The organism is Marinobacterium maritimum, assembly GCF_039523155.1.
Classification (GTDB): domain Bacteria; phylum Pseudomonadota; class Gammaproteobacteria; order Pseudomonadales; family Balneatricaceae; genus Marinobacterium; species Marinobacterium maritimum.
On sequence record NZ_BAAAET010000001.1, the window covers coordinates 689,382 to 706,594 of the forward strand.

17 protein-coding genes and 1 pseudogene are annotated in these 17,213 nt (G+C 56.9%); 7 read left to right on the forward strand and 11 right to left on the reverse strand.

Annotated features, from left to right (window positions below; translation table 11 throughout):
- Positions 1 to 52 precede the first annotated feature (52 nt).
- Both ABD013_RS03055 and ABD013_RS03060 read left to right on the forward strand, forming a co-directional pair.
- Positions 53 to 748 carry an AzlC family ABC transporter permease gene (locus ABD013_RS03055; RefSeq protein WP_343802112.1) on the forward strand — a complete coding sequence of 232 codons (696 nt, stop codon included), beginning with the start codon at positions 53 to 55 and terminating at the stop codon, positions 746 to 748.
- The gene (locus tag ABD013_RS03060; RefSeq protein ID WP_343802114.1) at positions 724 to 1,053 is read left to right on the forward strand and encodes an AzlD domain-containing protein; all 330 of its coding nucleotides are present in this window, start codon (positions 724 to 726) and stop codon (positions 1,051 to 1,053) included. Before ABD013_RS03055 ends, ABD013_RS03060 begins: the two co-directional genes overlap by 25 nt.
- 8 nt (positions 1,054 to 1,061) lie before the next feature.
- On the opposite strand, the gene ABD013_RS03065 is transcribed toward ABD013_RS03060, so the two are convergent.
- Complete coding sequence (locus ABD013_RS03065; protein WP_343803953.1) at positions 1,062 to 1,349, reverse strand: ArsR/SmtB family transcription factor; 288 nt, start codon at positions 1,347 to 1,349, stop codon at positions 1,062 to 1,064.
- Positions 1,350 to 1,732: 383 nt separating this feature from the next.
- Here ABD013_RS03065 and ABD013_RS03070 point away from each other — a divergent pair, with 383 nt between their 5' ends.
- The gene (locus tag ABD013_RS03070) at positions 1,733 to 3,136 is read left to right on the forward strand and encodes a permease family protein (protein ID WP_343802117.1); all 1,404 of its coding nucleotides are present in this window, start codon (positions 1,733 to 1,735) and stop codon (positions 3,134 to 3,136) included.
- Between the two features lie 13 nt (positions 3,137 to 3,149).
- Here the strand turns inward: ABD013_RS03070 and ABD013_RS03075 are convergent, their stop codons facing one another.
- Complete coding sequence (locus ABD013_RS03075; protein ID WP_343802119.1) at positions 3,150 to 4,439, reverse strand: GGDEF domain-containing protein; 1,290 nt, start codon at positions 4,437 to 4,439, stop codon at positions 3,150 to 3,152.
- A 166-nt stretch (positions 4,440 to 4,605) separates the two neighbouring features.
- Between ABD013_RS03075 and ABD013_RS03080 the strand changes: the two genes are divergently transcribed.
- On the forward strand, positions 4,606 to 5,544 hold the full coding sequence (locus ABD013_RS03080) for a universal stress protein (protein ID WP_343802122.1): 939 nt from the start codon (positions 4,606 to 4,608) through the stop codon (positions 5,542 to 5,544).
- Here ABD013_RS03080 and xthA read toward each other — a convergent pair.
- Positions 5,541 to 6,356: an exodeoxyribonuclease III gene (xthA, locus tag ABD013_RS03085; protein ID WP_343802124.1), complete on the reverse strand. Its 816-nt coding sequence runs from the start codon at positions 6,354 to 6,356 to the stop codon at positions 5,541 to 5,543. The genes ABD013_RS03080 and xthA overlap by 4 nt on opposite strands.
- 177 nt (positions 6,357 to 6,533) lie before the next feature.
- On the opposite strand from xthA, the gene gor reads away from it, so the two are divergent.
- Entirely contained in the window at positions 6,534 to 7,889 is a 1,356-nt protein-coding gene (gor, locus tag ABD013_RS03090; protein ID WP_343802127.1) for a glutathione-disulfide reductase, read from the forward strand.
- Positions 7,890 to 7,953: 64 nt separating this feature from the next.
- Here gor and ABD013_RS03095 read toward each other — a convergent pair whose 3' ends face one another.
- Positions 7,954 to 9,120, reverse strand: coding sequence for a cation diffusion facilitator family transporter (locus ABD013_RS03095; RefSeq protein WP_343802130.1), 1,167 nt, complete (start codon positions 9,118 to 9,120; stop codon positions 7,954 to 7,956).
- 337 nt (positions 9,121 to 9,457) lie between these two features.
- Here ABD013_RS03095 and ABD013_RS03100 point away from each other — a divergent pair, with 337 nt between their 5' ends.
- Positions 9,458 to 10,345, forward strand: coding sequence for a bile acid:sodium symporter family protein (locus ABD013_RS03100; protein WP_343802133.1), 888 nt, complete (start codon positions 9,458 to 9,460; stop codon positions 10,343 to 10,345).
- A gap of 25 nt (positions 10,346 to 10,370) precedes the next feature.
- Here the strand turns inward: ABD013_RS03100 and queE are convergent, their stop codons facing one another.
- Entirely contained in the window at positions 10,371 to 11,003 is a 633-nt protein-coding gene (gene queE, locus ABD013_RS03105) for a 7-carboxy-7-deazaguanine synthase (RefSeq protein ID WP_343802136.1), read from the reverse strand.
- A 143-nt stretch (positions 11,004 to 11,146) separates the two neighbouring features.
- Here queE and ABD013_RS03110 point away from each other — a divergent pair, with 143 nt between their 5' ends.
- On the forward strand, positions 11,147 to 11,791 hold the full coding sequence (locus ABD013_RS03110; protein ID WP_343802139.1) for a rhodanese-like domain-containing protein: 645 nt from the start codon (positions 11,147 to 11,149) through the stop codon (positions 11,789 to 11,791).
- Between the two features lie 30 nt (positions 11,792 to 11,821).
- On the opposite strand, the gene ABD013_RS03115 is transcribed toward ABD013_RS03110, so the two are convergent.
- The 6 genes and pseudogenes from ABD013_RS03115 to hemN form a co-directional block, all read right to left on the reverse strand.
- Positions 11,822 to 12,733 (reverse strand): recombination-associated protein RdgC, encoded by a 912-nt coding sequence (locus ABD013_RS03115; RefSeq protein ID WP_343802142.1) that lies wholly within the window; start codon positions 12,731 to 12,733, stop codon positions 11,822 to 11,824.
- 65 nt (positions 12,734 to 12,798) lie between these two features.
- Positions 12,799 to 13,251 (reverse strand): thioredoxin family protein, encoded by a 453-nt coding sequence (locus ABD013_RS03120; protein ID WP_343802144.1) that lies wholly within the window; start codon positions 13,249 to 13,251, stop codon positions 12,799 to 12,801.
- Complete coding sequence (locus tag ABD013_RS03125; RefSeq protein WP_343802147.1) at positions 13,248 to 14,126, reverse strand: alpha/beta hydrolase; 879 nt, start codon at positions 14,124 to 14,126, stop codon at positions 13,248 to 13,250. The genes ABD013_RS03120 and ABD013_RS03125 overlap by 4 nt, the downstream gene beginning before the upstream one ends.
- A 71-nt stretch (positions 14,127 to 14,197) precedes the next feature.
- A pseudogene (locus ABD013_RS03130) lies at positions 14,198 to 14,741 on the reverse strand (adenine phosphoribosyltransferase).
- A gap of 194 nt (positions 14,742 to 14,935) precedes the next feature.
- The gene (gene fnr / locus ABD013_RS03135; RefSeq protein ID WP_343802150.1) at positions 14,936 to 15,712 is read right to left on the reverse strand and encodes a fumarate/nitrate reduction transcriptional regulator Fnr; all 777 of its coding nucleotides are present in this window, start codon (positions 15,710 to 15,712) and stop codon (positions 14,936 to 14,938) included.
- A 101-nt stretch (positions 15,713 to 15,813) separates the two neighbouring features.
- On the reverse strand, positions 15,814 to 17,205 hold the full coding sequence (gene hemN / locus ABD013_RS03140; protein WP_343802153.1) for an oxygen-independent coproporphyrinogen III oxidase: 1,392 nt from the start codon (positions 17,203 to 17,205) through the stop codon (positions 15,814 to 15,816).
- Positions 17,206 to 17,213 lie beyond the last annotated feature (8 nt).

Sequence of the window (17,213 nt, forward strand, 5' to 3'; positions counted from 1 at the left end):
TTAACTTTTCCCGCTGTAAAGTTGCCGCCTTTCGGGGCGGCATTTTGGTTATATGAATCCTGAATCCAATACTTCAGCACTGCGGCTGTCGCTGCCGGTGCTCTTTGGCTATATACCGCTGGGTGCCGCCTTTGGCGTCATGTTTTCGGAACTGGGCTACCACTGGCTGTATGCCGCCCTGATGGGGGTGGTGATCTATGCCGGTGCGGGCCAGTTTCTTGCTGTGGGCCTGTTGGCCAACCATGCCGGGCTGGTCGAGGTGTTCGTCGCCACCTTGCTGCTTAACGCGCGTCACATGGTGTATGGTCTGTCGCTGCTGAGCAGCCTGAAGCTCAGCGGTTCGCGCCGCTGGTACCTGATCTATGCGCTGACCGATGAAACCTACTCGTTGCTGACCATGCTGAATACAGCCTGTGATCGGCTGCGTTCACAATTGCAGTTTCGTATTGCGGCACTGAATCACCTGTACTGGGTGATTGGCTGTACGTTGGGTGCCTGGCTGGGTGGACAGATCGAATTTTCAACGGCTGGCATTGAGTTCACGCTGCCCGCACTGTTTCTGGTGCTGGCCATCGAGCAGTACCGTGCCGTGCGCCGGCCTCGGGTATTCGCCCTGGCACTGGCGATTGGTGTAGCGGCTCTGCTGATCAGCCCGGATAACATGTTAATGCTGTCGATCGCCATGGCGGTTTCATTGCTAGTGATGGCGCGAGGAGGGGTGGAGTGGACTCGACTGCGTATCTTCTGAGTGTGGTGCTGGTGGCGGCTGTAGCGACCTTCCTGACCCGGGCCTTGCCTTTTGTACTGTTGTACCGCTGGGCGGAGCATCCGATGCTCAAGCACCTGGGGCGTTATCTGCCGCCGGTACTGATGGTGTTGCTGCTGATCTATGCGCTCAAGGATGCGTTGATAACGGGGGCCGATCTATTGCCATCCCTGGCGGCGCTAGTGGTAGTGGCGGTGCTGCATCTGCTGTTGCGCAACCCGCTGATCAGTATCTTGTCCGGCACGGGAATGTTCATGTTCCTGACGCAGACCGGCCTGCTGGGCTGATTGTCAGTTCAGGCCGGGGTTGGGCAGAACAGCTCGTGCAGGGTCCGGATGATGGTGATGGCAGTGTCGCCATTGAGGGAGTAGTAGATGGTCTGAGATTCGCGTCGGGTGCGTACCAGTCCGTCGCGGCGCAGTACGGCCAGATGCTGGGACAGGGCGGATTGACTCAGGTCCAGGCAGCGGTTGAGTTCGGATACCGATAGCTCCTTGCCATCCAGGTAGCAGAGAATCAACAGGCGACTGTCGTTGCCCAGTACGCGCATCAGCTTGGCTGCTGCTGCCGCATTCTCTTTCATCAGCTCCAGGCTGTCCTGCGGCAGACCGGGAGACTGGGGGTGGTTTAGGGTCAGGGGATCGGTCACAAGTTTCCTCGTTGATCTTGTTATTTGCCGGCAATACTATCCCATTTTAGCGTTGAATCCCATTCTTCTAATATATGTAGAAATCATATCCCTATATCTTATGGGTATACTTAAAGCTGTCCCGAAACCACGTCAGGCGCCGTGCTTGAAGCTGAAGTAGTGGTTTTCCCGTATACTTTAGTTTAACTAGCGACTAAAGTTGATTGTCGACAACTCGACTTGTATGACGCCTGCCAGTACTGTCCTCCCCGCATCGGACATAAGGGAATGTCCGAATATTCCAAGAACAAATACCGTATCGCTTATGGGGAGCATTTATGGGACTTTATCGGCGTGAGCACGGGGCCGAACATCCATACTGGAAGTTCGGGCCTTTCAAGGTTCGTTTACCTTTCATCCATCACCGTTGGGAATGGCCGGAGACCATTCAGGCCCTGATCATGTTCGTTGTGGGCATGGCGATGATCCCGCTGCTGGAAAAATATCTGGGCCTGCCCTATGACGTGGCGCTGGCGTTTGTCGTGGTCTGTGGCTTTGGTTTCATGTTGCCGACGATCCTCGGCGTACCTATGGTGCCGGGCTGGATTACACCGGCCATCCCGGTGGTCGGTCTCTATCTGGGCAATTTCGAGCCGGGTCCCGATGCTATTCGTGCCCTGATCGGCCTGCAGCTGGTGGTGACTCTGATCTTCTTCCTGCTGGGCGTTACGCGCCTGGGCAGCAAGCTGGTTGATCTCTTTCCGGCCTCGATCAAGGGTGGCATCCTGATGGGTGCCGGTATTGCGGCCATCTCCGGCGAGATCGTCGAAGGCGGCCGTCTGGCGCAAACACCGATCTCCCTGATCATCGGTGGTGCCGTAACCGGCTACATCCTGTTCTCGCTGTCGTTCCGCGACTGGACCGAGAAACACCGCTGGGCGCGTATCATCGCCGGATACGGCATGGTGCCGGGTGCGATCGTCGCCATGGTTATCGGCTGGGGCGCCGGGGAATATCCGGTGCCGGATGTCCAGTTCGGCCTGACGTCGCCGGCATTCGACAAGATGCTGGATTACACCGTGTTCGGTGTAGGTCTGCCTTCGCTGGAGGTGATCTGGATGGCGATTCCGACCGCCATTATTGCCTACATCATCGCGTTCGGTGACATCATTGTCGGCAAGAGTCTGCTCGACCGAGTCGATCACTTGCGCCCGGACGAGAAAATTGAAGTCAACGTAGACCGCGTGCATCTGGTCACCGCAATCCGTAACCTGCTGCACTCGCTGCTGGCGCCCTATCCGGGTCTGGCTGGTCCGTTGTTTACCGGCGCCATGGCGACCATTGCCGAGCGCTACCGTTACGGTCGCAAGGCGATGGACACCATCTACAGTGGTGCCAGCATCTTCTGGATTGTCGGTTTCATCGCGCTGTTCATGTTGCCGCTGGTCACCGTGTTCAAGCCGGTTCTGCCGATTGCACTGTCCCTGACGCTGCTGATTACCGGTTACCTGTGTATCAGTGTGGGGGTTGAGCAGATCGACAATGCCACCTCCATGGGGGTGGCCGGTACCATGGGTGTGGTGCTGTCTGTCTACGGTGCGGCCTATGGTTTGGCGGTTGGCATCCTGTTGTACCTGCTGTTCGAAAAGCGCTCGAAGAAGGCAATGCAGGAACATGTCGGCGAGGAGCCGGAGGAGCCGATCCATATCGAGGAGCGGGCCGAGGAATATGGCAACCGCTGATCAACAACATTGATCAGTCTGCTTGATTACGGGCGAAGTCACTGAGGCTTCGCCTTTTTTTATGCGGCGTATTCTGCTGCGCAGAGCGGGTGCAGTTGCGGCCGCCACGCTTGGCTGCATAGAGTGCCTGGTCGGCTTGCTTGATCACCGCCTCGGCCGGTTCGCCGTTGGCCTGGGTTGCAAAGCCGATGCTGATGGTAACCTTGACGGCCTCACCGTTGTTGCCCTTTTTGCGCAATGCTTGCCCCGTATCGTCATGTTTGGGGCGGTTCGTACCGCGGATTTGCATTGGGTACTGGGCTACGCGTTCACGTACGGCTTCCAGCGCCTTGTTAACGCTGTCCTCCGAGCCGCGCCGAAACACAATGGTGAACTCCTCACCGCCATAGCGAAACAGGCGACCGCCCGCGCCGACGTGGCGCAACTGACTGGCCACCATGCGCAGAACCTGATCACCAATATCGTGACCATAGCGGTCGTTGAATTGTTTGAAATGGTCAATGTCCAGCATGGCGATGCTGTAGCCGCGGCCTGGGCTGATCAAATGGTGCTCCAGCGCACGGCGACCGGGAATGCCGGTCAGAGTGTCGACAAATGCCATGTCATATCCATGCCGAACAACAGCTGTCAGCAGCACCAGTTGTCCCAACAGGTGGTACAGCTGGCCGTGTACGGCCGAGGTGGTATCGGTCAGGGCCAGCAGAACACAGAGGCTCAGGGTGATATTGAGCAGAACATCTCGGTTGTGCAGCAGCAGACTGAGAGTGGTCAGGATGCATATGCCACCCAGCTGCCACCAGAACACGAAAGGACTGATAGTCAGCTGGGCATACAGCTGGTCGATGAATGGCAGTGGCAGCAGGGGAAGGAGATGTACCAGCTGCATGGGATGATAGTGCCAGAGCAGGGCTAGGGCAGCGTAGGGCGCCAGCAAAATGGCAATACGCAGCAGTCCGGCGCGGGACAGGGTGCGTCGTTCTGGCAACAGGGTGAGCCAGCCCAGCATCAGTGGCCAGCACAGGCCGAGTGCAATCAGCAAAATATAACTCGCCGGGTTGTCGAGCGGGGCTGAGCTGGTTACCTCAAACAGGCCGGCGACTGCGCCAAGGTGGAGTGTGGTCAGCAGTGCCCGGCTTTGCTTGAATCCAAGCGACAGCATGATAACGATCAGACCGACCAGCCAGGGCAGGGTACCTAAAAACAGCCGATGGGCGGAGGACAGTTCAGCAACGCGTTCGGTCAGCAGCAGGGGCAGTGGTAGCAGCAGCAAGGGCAGCAGACGCAGGGCCGGTTTCCACATCATCCGGATAATGCTCTGATACAGATGAAAGGCTGTATTCTATCACCGACGTTTGCCAAGGTCCCATGTCGAACAGCTGAAAGCGCGATCAATGCTTGATGTAGTTCGTTTACTTGCCCGAGTCAGGCGGGCTATGCTCAAGTCTGATGGATTAAGTATCGAGGGTGCCATGAATCAGTACACGCGTTTGCTGGTGAGTCTGGCAGTGGACGAGCATCGGGGAGAGGTGTTGCAGAAGCTGCGTCGATTAAGCGGTCCCGAATCGCAGGTGGAGTTGTTCAGCTGTGTCTATTCGGCAGGGCTGGCAGGCAGTCATCTGTTCGATGCGGAAAGTCGCCAACATGCGGTTCAGGCGGTGTTGCGCAAGGTTGAAAAAGGACTGATCTCCCATGTCGACAAGCTGCAGCAGCAGGGTATCAGTGCAGGTGCTGATGTATATTGGGACAGGGACGGCGCTGAGGGGCTGGTACGAAAGACACTGCGTTACCAGCCTGACCTGGTGGTGCATGCGCCTGAAGCTCACGCCAATCCCCTGCAGCAACTGTTGTCGGCACCTGACTGGCGGCTGCTGCGTCAATGTCCGGCACCACTGCTGTTGAGCAAGAAACCACACTGGAATGACCGGCCGGTCATCGCGGCGGCGATCGATCCCTTTCACTTGGATGATGAGGCGGCAGAACTGGACCAGCGTTTGCTGCAGCACGCAGCGGGTCTGGCACAGCAGCTGGAGGGGGAACTACATGTATTGCACGTGTTCAATACACTGCCACACTCTGCGATTTTCGACGAGCATCTGGTGGTGGACTACGAGGCGCTGCAGAAAAAGGTACGCCTTGAGCATCACGCCCGTATCGATGAGCTGATTGCACCCTACGGCCTGTCGGTCAAGGATCCCTGCGTACATCTGCTGGAAGGCGAACTGCATCATCTGGTGCCGGCCTGGGCCGAGGAAAAACTGGTGGATGTGCTAGTGATGGGTAGCCTGGCAAGGGGCTTCATCGATCGCCTGTTGCTGGGCAGCTCGGCCGAGCGGTTGATGGACAGAGTCAGCTGTGATCTGCTGGTGTTGAAACCGGACAGCTTCCGCTGCCCGGTCACTGAATTCTAGATTTTGAATTCAGCCCAGATGGGGGCGTGGTCCGATGGTTTATCCATGCCCCTGATCTCGTAATCGATGCCGGCATCGATGCACTGTTCCAGCAGTCCTTCGGTTGCCAGAATTGCATCTATTCTCAGGCCTCGCTTGGGATCGTCATCAAAGCCGCGGCTGCGATAGTCGAACCAGCTGAACAGTTGATCCTCATCCGGGTGCAGGCGGCGGAAGCTGTCCTGCAGCCCCCACTGGTGCAGGCGTGCCAGCCACTCGCGTTCTTCCGGCTGGAAGCTGGTCTTGCCGGTTCTGAGCCAGCGTTTGCGATTGGGTTCGCCGATGCCGATATCCTTGTCTTCGGCCGAAATGTTCAGGTCACCCATCACCACCAGCGGCTGTTCCGGGCTGCATTCCGCCTGCAGGTGCTCAAGCAGGTCGGCGTAGAAGCGTCGCTTGGCCGGAAACTTGACTGGATGCTCGATGTTTTCTCCCTGAGGAAAATAGCCGTTCAGTACGCGAACCTTTTGCCCGCTGGAGCTGATAAAGTCCGCCATGATCATGCGGCGCTGGGCGTCCTCTTCATCACCTGCAAAACCATACTTGACATTGAGTGCAGGCTGTTTCGACATCAGGCAAACCCCGTAATGGGTCTTCTGTCCGTGATAGACCACCTGGTAGCCCAGGGCTTCAATCTGCTCGACTGGAAACTGCTCATTGGCCACCTTGGTTTCCTGAATGCCTATGACGTCCGGCTGGTGTTTGTCGATCAGGCGTTCAAGCTGGTGCATGCGGGCACGAATGCCGTTGGTGTTGAAGGAGATCAGTTTCATACAATTCCTTACAGGGTACGCAGTATTCGAAGGGGATCAATGGTACCAGAAACGCCCCTGATGTAGCGGCGTTGATGATAGCTTTTGGCTATGGGTGAGCGGCGTCATTTCTATTGGGTGTGATTCGCCCGGGTGGGTACAATGGAGCCAGATTCGTTATCTATTCAAGGAGGCACAGTGGCAGATTTTGATTATGACCTGTTCGTGATCGGGGCGGGCTCTGGAGGCGTGCGGGCCGGACGCATGGCCGCGGCTGAAGGTGTAAAAGTGGCCGTTGCCGAAGATCGCTACCTGGGCGGTACCTGTGTCAACGTGGGTTGTGTGCCCAAAAAACTGTATGTGTATGCTTCACATTATGCGGAGTCCTTCCATGAGGCGGCCGGTTACGGCTTGAACACTCAGGATGTGGTGTTCGATTGGCCGACGCTGAGGGACAACAAAAAGCAGGAAATCAGCCGGCTGAATGGTATCTACACCCAGTTGATGAAGAACGCGGGCTGCGACCTGATCGACGGGCGTGCGGAAATCGTTGGTGAACATGAGGTGCAAGTCGGGGATGTGACCTACACCGCTGAGCGGATTCTGGTTGCAACCGGTGGTTGGCCATTCATTCCGGAGTTCGAAGGACGTGAGCATGTCATCAGTTCCAACGAAGTATTCGATCTGGAGCGCTTTCCAGAGGACGTGATCGTGGTTGGCGGTGGCTATATCGCCGTGGAGTTCGCGGGTATCTTTGCCGGCCTGGGGGCACGCACCGAGCTGATTTATCGCGGTGATCTTTTCCTGCGTGGCTTTGACCAGGAAGTACGTGAATTTACGGCACAGGAAGTCGCCAAGAAAGGCGTGGGCCTTAACTTCAACTGCAATATTGAGCGTGTCGACAAGCTGGCCTCGGGACGTCTGCAGGCCAGGCTTACCGATGGACGTGTGCTGGAAGCCGACCAGATTCTCTATGCTACGGGTCGAGTGCCCAATACTCAGGGGCTGGGTCTGGAGGCTGTTGGTGTCGCCCAGCAGGACAGTGGCGCTATTATCGTCAACGACAGCTTCCAGACGTCGGTGCCTTCCATCTACGCCATTGGCGATGTGATCGATCGTGTTCAGCTGACACCGGTGGCCCTGGCCGAAGGAATGGCGCTGGTGCGTCATCTCTACTCGGCGGGCAGCCCGGCGGTGGATTATGAATTGATCCCGACAGCGGTGTTTTGTCAGCCCAATATCGGTACCGTTGGCCTGTCCGAAGAGCAGGCTCGTGAGCGCCATGGTGAAATCAAGGTGTTCAGGTCTGAGTTTCGTGCCCTCAAGCATACTCTTAGTGGCAGCGATGAACGGACCCTGATGAAGATGATCGTCGATGCCGAGACTGATCGTGTGCTGGGCGTGCACATGGTTGGAGCTGAGGCTGGCGAAATCATTCAGGGCATCGGCGTGGCTCTGAAAGCGGGCGCGACCAAGGCGGTGTTCGACAGTACCATTGGTATCCACCCCACAGCTGCGGAAGAGTTTGTTACCATGCGTCAGCCGGTTCGCTAGTGTCAAACCTGCAGGTTCAAAAAAGCCGGCATCTGCCGGCTTTTATCGTTGTGGATTCTGCGTCCTAGCGCGGGGGCAGCCAGAGGTTCAGTTCGCGGAACCAGTTCAGCAATGACAGCTGTTCGCGCAGTTGCTCCTCCAGCTCCCGGGCGGAGAGTCCGGTGTGCTGCAGCAGCTGGTGAATCTGCTGAGATGCCTTGATATCGAGATCGATATATTCCGGGTGGTAGTAAAGAATCAGTTCATAGTCCGGATTGTCGCCGAGAATACGGCTGATCGTGGCGTCCAGATGCTGACTGATCTCACTCCGTGAGGGCATCACCGGGCAGAAGACATCGTCATATTTTTCATCGTCGTAGGTGTCGATATGGAAGATGACATGGCCGATGTTATCAAATCGGTTCTGCAGCTGGCAGACAACGTTGTCACCAATATAGTGGCCTTCGGCTGCACTCAGGTGCGGAGCAACCTGCAGGTGCATCTCCAGCAAGCTCTGGTTTCCCATCAGGCGGCTCTTGAAGCTGTGGACGTTTACGACGCCGTCAACTGTCAGGACCTGTTCACGCAGCTCGGCAACACGCTCCTCAGGCAGTGCAGTATCCACCAGCTCGGTGACGCTTTTGGCGACCAGGTCCCAGCCGATCTTGCCAACCAGTAGGGCGACCAGTACGGCAGCCAGTGCGTCGAGCCACCAGACGCCGGCCATGGCTCCGGCCACGGCGAGCAGGACTACGATGGAAGAAAGTGCATCGGTGCGGCTGTGCCAGGCGTTGGCGATGATCAGGTCAGACTGCAGTTGCTTGCCGATTTTAAGGGTGTAACGAAAGATCCATTCCTTGCCCAGAATTGATACGGCAGCCGCAATGAGAGCGGGCCAGGTCGGCAATGCAGGATGCTCGGCGGCGAAGAGCAGGCTGACACTGTCATAGGCCATGGCGCCGCCAACCGCGACCAGTACGACACCCAGCGCAACGGTCCCAACGGTTTCGAAGCGACCGTGACCCCAGGGGTGGTTGTCATCTGGAGCACGATGCGACAGGCGAAGTACGGCAACGACCATGAAGTCGGTGAGCAGGTCGGACAGAGAATGAATGCCGTCAGCGATCAGTGCACTGGAGTTGGCAATGACGCCAATGAGGATCTTGAGCACACCCAGAACGGTATCCAAAACGGCGCCGATAATGGTTACGCGTTCGGCTGCCCGGCGGCGTTGATCTAGTTGCTCCTGCATCGGTTTTGCACTCCGGTTAAAACAGCCGGCTATGATACCGTTATATCGGGCCATGCACTAGGAGTGCACGTCCGCATTCACTTTATGGCCACCCAAGTAACTGATTTGTAATGTCAAAAAACAGATGGTCAAAAAACACACAATTTGTGCCCGTGCAAGAAGTGGCGGGTGCTGACGCCCTTTGGTAATGAAATTTTCACAGTGTTATCCACAGTAGATGTGGGTAGGCTGGTGCAGGCCAGTCAGGGCGCGGAATCTGCCAGGGTCTGTCATTGTTCCTTCACACCGGATCACTTAACATGACCGGTCTTTTCGAATTTGCTCAGGATGTCATTCCATGCAGGCTTCGTATCTGTCCCAGTTAATTCTGCCCATGGCGCTGTTCAGTATCATGCTGGGGGTTGGCATGACATTGACCCGATCCGATTTCATGCGTCTATGGCAAGCGCCGGGTGTTGTCCTGCTGGGTGTGGCCGCGCAGCTGCTGTTACTGCCGCTACTGGGGGCTTTGGTGCTCTGGTGGGCCGACTTGCCCCCTCTGTTGGCGGTTGGCTTGATGATCCTTACCTTTGCCCCTGGAGGCGCAACCTCCAACATGCTGACCCTGCTGGCGCGAGGGGATACGGCGCTGTCGATTACCCTGACGGCCGTGACCAGTCTGGTTACCCCCTTTACTCTGCCTCTGTTGACGCTGCTGGCGTTGCACTTTTACGGGCTAACCGGTGAGCTGCCTCAGTTTCCGGTGTTGGGTACCATCATGAAAGTGATGTTGGTCACTTTGCTGCCGGTTGCGCTGGGCATGTTGATGGCCGGTTTCAAACCGGATTGGTGTGCGTGGATGATCAAGCCGGTGAAAATCTGTTCGCTGGTGTTCATGATCGCCATCGTCACCGCGATCGTGCGGGCCAACTGGGCACAACTGCCCGACCTGATCGGGCAGGTTGGCCCTGTGGCGCTGCTGCTGGCGGTCTGTGCCTTGCTGACAGGCTATCTGCTTGCCAGGCTGGCCCGGTTGTCCGAGGAGCGGCGGATCACTTTGGCGATCGAAGTTGGTATTCAGAATGCCGGCACGGCGCTGCTGGTAACCGGCGGGTTGCTGCAGAGTGCTGAAATGTCGGCCAGTGCACTGATCTACGGTGTCGTGATGCAAGTGCCCGCCTTGATGATACTGGGCTGGCGCAACCGTGATCTGGTACTGCAGCCGGTACGTGCCGGTCAGGGGTGATTGCCCGGAGGGACGGTGCCTCGGGTTAGTCGATACCCAGCAGCTTGTGGGTCTGCAGGCTAAGCTTCCACTGGGGGTGGGCCATGCAGTAGTCGATGCAGCGGCGGGTATGACTGTTCTGCAGCGGGCTGTCCAGTGGCTGCAGGTAGAAATGACGGAAGTTCATCTGTGCAAAGCGTTCGGGGTGAGCTGCACTCTGCGGATAGACCAGCTTGAGTTCGTCACCCTCGGTAATAATGACTTCACTGCTGCCCTTGGGGCTGACGCAGACCCAGTCAATCCCCGCCGGTAATGGCTTGGTGCCGTTGGTTTCGATGGCGATCTCGAAACCGCGTGCATGCAGAGCCTCAATCAGCGGAGGGTCAAGCTGGAGGGCGGGTTCTCCACCGGTACAAACCACATAGCGCTGACCTGCACTGTTTTTCGGCCAAAAACTGTCGATACGCTCGGCCAGAGCCTCGGCGTCGCTGAATTTGCCACCATTCTGGCCGTCGGTACCAATGAAGTCGGTATCACAGAAGTCGCAGATAGCGCCTTTACGGTCCTGCTCTCGCCCTGACCAAAGGTTACAGCCGGTGAAGCGGCAGAACACGGAGGCGCGACCACTCTGGGCGCCTTCACCCTGCAAGGTGTAGAAAATCTCTTTAACGCTGTACATGCAAGCTCCTGCTGATTGAGGCGTCAGTGTATCGGCAATTTGATAATGATCAAGCGATGCCGCTTTAAAGCCGGGTAAAAGATTCGGGTAGGGCATCAGGCGGTGTTCTATAATATGCAAATTATCTGATGGAGGAGGTGAATATGGATACTCGATGGATGGCAGCGGCTACGCTCGGGGCGTTTCTGGCCGTGGCGCCGGTGGCTAAGGGAGAAGGGGAGCAGGGGCGGGTGATGATTGCGCCGGGGCTGTATTCCTTTACCGTTGAGCATGAGGGAGAAACCTATGAAATCATGCGTAACCAGGACCCCGAGCACCTTGTTCATCCGTTGTATGCCACGACCAGTCGCGGCATGCCTCAGCCGATGCACCCGTTTGAGCCGTATGATGTGGAAACGCTTGGCGAACGGGAGTTCGTGCAGTACATGATGCAAGCGCAGGAAGATGCATCCGTGATGATTATTGATACCCGCACCATTGGCTGGCATGTGCGGCTGACGATACCGGGGGCTCGCAGTTACCCCTATACGATGATGGATGATGCCGATGATCGTGACTGGGCGCTGGATGACTTTGGGGTTACCAAGGACAGTCAGGGAGAATACGATTTCAGCCAGGCCAAAACCCTCGCGATGTTCTGCAACGGTTACTGGTGCGGTCAGACGCCGGCAATGATTCGCAAGCTGCTGGCGCTGGGGTATCCAGAGGATAAACTCAAGTACTACCGGGGTGGCATGCAGGCGTGGACCAGCATGGGCTTTACCGTGATGGGGGAAGGCGCCGAGTAATCAGCCCGGCGCACTCGCGAGCGGGCGAGACTATTCCTGTGGCTCGCCACCAAAAGCTTCCAGCACTTCCGGCAGCAGACGGGCATACTCAAGCCCCATGCGGGCGAGTTCAGTATCGCGGGCTGCCAGCACATCTTCAGGTGTTTCGGCATCCAGCTGTTCGCGGTATTCATCACTGAGACGTACGCGGTGCAGGCTCAGGTCTTCATGCAGGACGAAACGGATCTGCTGCTGCCATTCCAGTGCCAGACGCTTGACCAGCATGCCAGCTTCAAGATGGGCGCTGATTTCGTCACAGAGCAGATCCTGTCCCTTGGCGCTGATCTTGCTTCCCTCGGTCATGGGGTCGCGCAGTTCACACTCGTCCTCCAGGGCCCAGCCTTGCGGCATGGATTCACCCTGCAGCCAGGAGGTCATCACTTTATCAGCCGAAACCCGGGTCTGGGGCAGTTTAACCACCAGCGAGCCGAGCGCCTCGCGCAGTTGATTGAGCAGGTCTTCGGCACGCTTGTGGCTGGAGGCGTTGACCAGGATCCAGCCCTGTTGTGGCATCAGAATCGCTTCGGTACGGCGGCGGCGAGTAAAGCTGCGCGGCAGCAGATCCAGGACTACTTCGTCCTTGAGCTGGAGCTTTTCCTTGCGATACACCTTGCGCGACTGCTCGGCTTCGATCAAGGCGACTTTCGCATCAAGCTGTTCGCGAACAACGCTTGCCGGCAGAATACGTTCCTCCTGCATCAGGTTGATCAGCAGGAAACCATTGCTGCTGAATACCAGCATCTCTTCCGCTTCGTTGATGGGCTGGCTCCAGCCGCTGCGGCTCAGCTCCTGGCTGCCGCAGGGGGTGAACGGGTGCTCAGCGAGTGCCTGCTCAAGGTGCTCCTGTGTCAGTCCGGCGGGTGGTTCGAAGCGGTAGAAAATGAGGTTGCGAAACCAGAGCATGGTATCTCCCAAAAGGTGTCATTGAACTCAAAGCGGTGGAATTCTATCGCGGCTGCTCGTCGGAATCACTGACTCTGGACGGCTAATGCCTGCTCGATGGCCTGGTCGAGGTAATAGCCGTAAAAATCGACGGAGCTGATGCCGACCAGAGGCTCTGTCAGGGGAGCGCCGTCGAGGCTGAGCATCAGTACGCTGGGGTAGAAATTAATCGCATAACTCTGGGCAAAGGCCCTGGGTGTCATCACCTGGTTATCGCGATTGCGGACATCCTCAAAGCCGGGAACTTTCAGTTCACGAATGACCAGCTCGGGGCGTTGCTGTTGTTGCAGCGGCAACAGGAAGCCATCACGTACCTGGTCACAGTAGCCGCATTCAGGCTGCGAGAAGAGCAGGATCAGCACCTGGGCCTCAGCTTGAGTGTCCCTGAGTACGTCAAAGCCGGTAAAGAAAGTCAGGCCGTCAGACGCTTTCGATGGCAGGCTGAACAGGATGAGTAACAGGGGGGCAAGAAATCTCAAGGGGTAGACTCCAAAAGGGTCACTATCAGGTCAACGACATCGTAGGTGTACAGATCCCGGAAGAAGTGATCGGCACCGTCAAGAACATGTAGCTGTACCTGAGTGTTATCGACGGCCGCCATGGCGGTAATCAGATCCGGAGCGGTCGTATCACTGGATCCTGCGATCACCAGCGTGGGCAGGCGTGTTGTCTTGAGCAGGTTGGGCGTGTGCAGGCGAGAGTCGTCAGCGTAATAACTCAACAGGCTGCTGGGTGAGGCCGCCGTCTGGGTGCAATAGAGCATGTCGACGGGTTGCAGCAGGGACTGTGTGGTCTGCCGTGCCTGCTCAAGAACCCTCTCCAGCGAGTGGCCGTAGCGCGACTTGTAGTGCTCCGCTTCGCGACTGACATTCCAGGTCATGGGGGCCAGCAGCACCTGCGCCCGGACGGCTGTGGGCAGAGCGCGGGCTGAGTCCACGTACCAGGCCGTCTGGTTGCCGCCGCGGGAGTGTCCCAGTAACAGGATCTGATTCTGTCCGTGTTGGTCTAGCCATTCGACCCAGTGGCCGATCTCGTCAATGGCATCCTGGTGGCGGTGAGTGTGTGGTGTACTACAGGGATAGGCGCCTGTCCGATTGTCGATGCCCAGGCTGAGATTGATTGCGAGGCTGTTGAGTCCGGCTTCGACAAGAGCGTCCTGCAGGGCAACAACCAATTCCATGCCGTTGTGGGCAAGGGTGCCATGAGTGATCAGCACGGTGGTATCGGGAGTCCCCTCGCCCTGCTTGAACTCGGCATTCAGGGTTATGCCGTTCAATTGCGAGGTAACGGTAGCACCCTGAGCGAAGGCGGGCAGTACAAGCAGGAGCAGGCAGGTCAGCAGCGAGCGCAACATGTTCAATAGCCTTTTAATTATATTTTTATGAATATAGGTAATTAAAGAGCATTGGCAAGTTGCGCATCGCCTCAAAGGCCTTCGAAGGCGAGCAGGGAATAGACCGGGATGCCCAGTTCCTGGATACGGGTTGAACCCTGAAGATCGGGCAGATCGATCAGCAGCAGCTGCTTCAACGACTTCAGCGCCAAGCTTCTTCACCAGGGTGCAGGCCGCGAGCAGAGTGCCGCCGGTGGCGATCAGATCATCAAACAGCAGCACGCGGTCGCCGCTGGTAACGGCATCGGTCTGCATTTCTACTGCAGAAGTGCCATATTCCAGGGTGTATTCCTGATGGATGGTTTCGCCGGGCAGTTTGCCTTTCTTGCGGACCAGCACCAGCGGCAGGTTGAGCTGGTAGGCCATGATGGCGCCGAACAGGAAGCCACGGGCATCGATGCAGGCGATATGAGTGATGTCCGAGTCAATATAGCGCTGAATAAACGCATCCGACACCATGCGCATCGCCTTAGGATCCTTGAAGATCGGTGTAACATCGCGGAACACGACCCCGGGTTCCGGCCAGTCCTGCAGCGAACGGATGACGGATTTGACATAGAACTCATCGTAGGACATGCGGTAACTCCCAGTTGGCACTCAATTGATATAACTCAATGCCGCAGTGACGGAATAAAGGTGTAATGCAGGGGTTGGGTTACACATTGAGATGGCTACTTCATTGTGCAACTTGGGACGTAGCTTCATTGAAGCTACGTCTTTTTTTATTCTACAGGGGGCCATAGGTGATCAAGAAGAGGTGCCCTCAACGCTCAGGACGTTTTATGTTCCTGCTGCGTAGCGCATTCGTCGTTGCGTGATTCGCCGGAGAGGCGATACATCTCATCCAGGTTGGTCAGCTCTACTTCCTTGCCATCAACGCGCATCAACTCCATCTTCTGGAATCGTGTGAAAATTCGGCTGACGGTTTCCACGGCCAGACCAAGATAGTTGCCAATCTCGTTGCGAGACATGGACAGGCGGAAGTTTGACGCTGAGTAGCCACGTGTCTTGAAGCGCTGAGACAGTTTCAACAGGAAGGTGGCGACGCGCTGTTCGGCATTTTTCTTCGACAGCAGCAACATCATCTGCTGGTCGTCACGCAGTTCCTTGCTCATGCTGCGCAGCATCTGGCGACGCAGTTCAGGCATCTGGCCTGACAGTTCATCCAGGCGCTCAAAAGGAATCTCGCATACCGTTGTGGTTTCGAGGACCTTGGCGGACATCGGGTAGTTTTCAGCATCAAAGCCGCTAAGCCCAACCAGTTCGCCTGGGAAGTAGAAACCGGTGATCTGTTCCTCGCCTTCATTGGTCAGCGTGTAGCTCTTGATGGTGCCGGCACGGATGGCATAGACGGAGCTGAACGGTTCACCCTGGTGGAACAGGTGCTCACCCTTCTTCAGAGGTCGACTTTTTTCGATAATGTCATCCAGACGATCAATGTCTGTCAGGTCAAGTGAGACCGGCAGGCAAAGCGTGCTCAGGCTGCAGGTTTTACAATGCACCTGAGACAGGCTGTGAAGCTTTCCTTGATTTTTGCAGTCGGCCATGAGGGCATCCTTTGTTGGTTAGTCACACGATGGCTATCGGCGCATTATGTAACATTTACCCCCGAGGGTGAAGCGAAAGGCCCGGGAACCGGGCCTCGACTTTAGATGATGCGTGAAAAGTTCTGAGAGTGTTGCTTTTTGGGTATATAAGAATCAAACGCCATGCAGATACGGCGGATCAAAAGCCGGCCTGCCGGGGTGACTCGAATTGACTCTGGCTGCAGTTCAATCAGGCCATCGGCATCAAATTGACGCAGTTCGTCCTGCTCCTCGGCAAAGTACTGGTCAAAGTCGATGGCAAAACGCTCAGCAATGCTTCGCTTGTCCAGTTCGAACTGGCAGATAAGCGCGGTGATCACTGCGCGGCGGATATGGTCGTCAGTATTAAGCTGAACGCCGCGCTTCACGGCATGCTGCTGCTGGGTCACGGCCTGGCTGTAGGCCGCGATATCATGCTCGTTCTGGTAGTAGACGTTGCCGATCTGGCTGATTGCCGACACGCCCATGGCAACCAGGTCGCAATCGGAGTGGGTGGTGTAGCCCTGGAAGTTGCGGTGCAGCTTGCCTTCCGCCTGGGCGATAGCCAGCTCGTCGTCCGGTTTGGCGAAGTGGTCCATGCCGATATAGACGTAACCGGCATCCAGCAGTCGATTGATGCTGTTCTGCAGGATGGCAAGTTTTTCTTCCGCGGAGGGCAGGTCTTCAGCACGGATGTGTTTCTGTGAGCGGAAGCGGTCCGGCAGGTGGGCATAGTTGAACACTGACAGTCGGTCAGGGCTCATGGCGATCACTGTCTCGAGGGTGTCGGCAAAGCTCTGTTCGTTCTGGTGTGGCAGACCGTAGATCAGGTCCATGTTGATCGACTTGAAGCCCAGCGCGCGTGAGCGCTCCAGTACCGCAAGGGTCTGTTCGGTCGGCTGTACCCGGTTGACGGCTTCCTGAACCACAGGATTGACGTCCTGAACGCCCAGACTGATACGATTGAAGCCGATGTCGCGTAGCACGCCCAGGGTGTCATGGCCGGCTTCGCGCGGGTCAATTTCGATCGAATAGTCGCCCAGGTCATCATCACGCAGATTGAAGTTTCTACGCAGTGCCTGCATCAGCTCACGCATCTGGTCGTCACTGATGAAGGTGGGGGTGCCGCCGCCCCAGTGCAGCTGGTTGACGACGCGGTCTGCACGATACCACTGCGACAGCTGCTCCATCTCCTGGTACAGGGTATCCAGATAGGGCTGGGCTTTCTTGCGGTTACGGGTTATCACCTTGTTACAGGCACAGTAATAGCAAACATGTGCGCAGAAAGGGATGTGCACGTACAGTGATAAGGGGGCATTTGTATCGGCAGTCTCTCGACCGGATGCAATCAGCTGTTCGGCGGTCAGGCCGGAGTCAAACTGGATGGCGGTCGGATAGGAGGTATAGCGAGGCCCGGAAAGATCATAACGGCGAATAAGATCAAGATCCCAGCTGACATTGCTCTGTTGGGGCACGACTACAC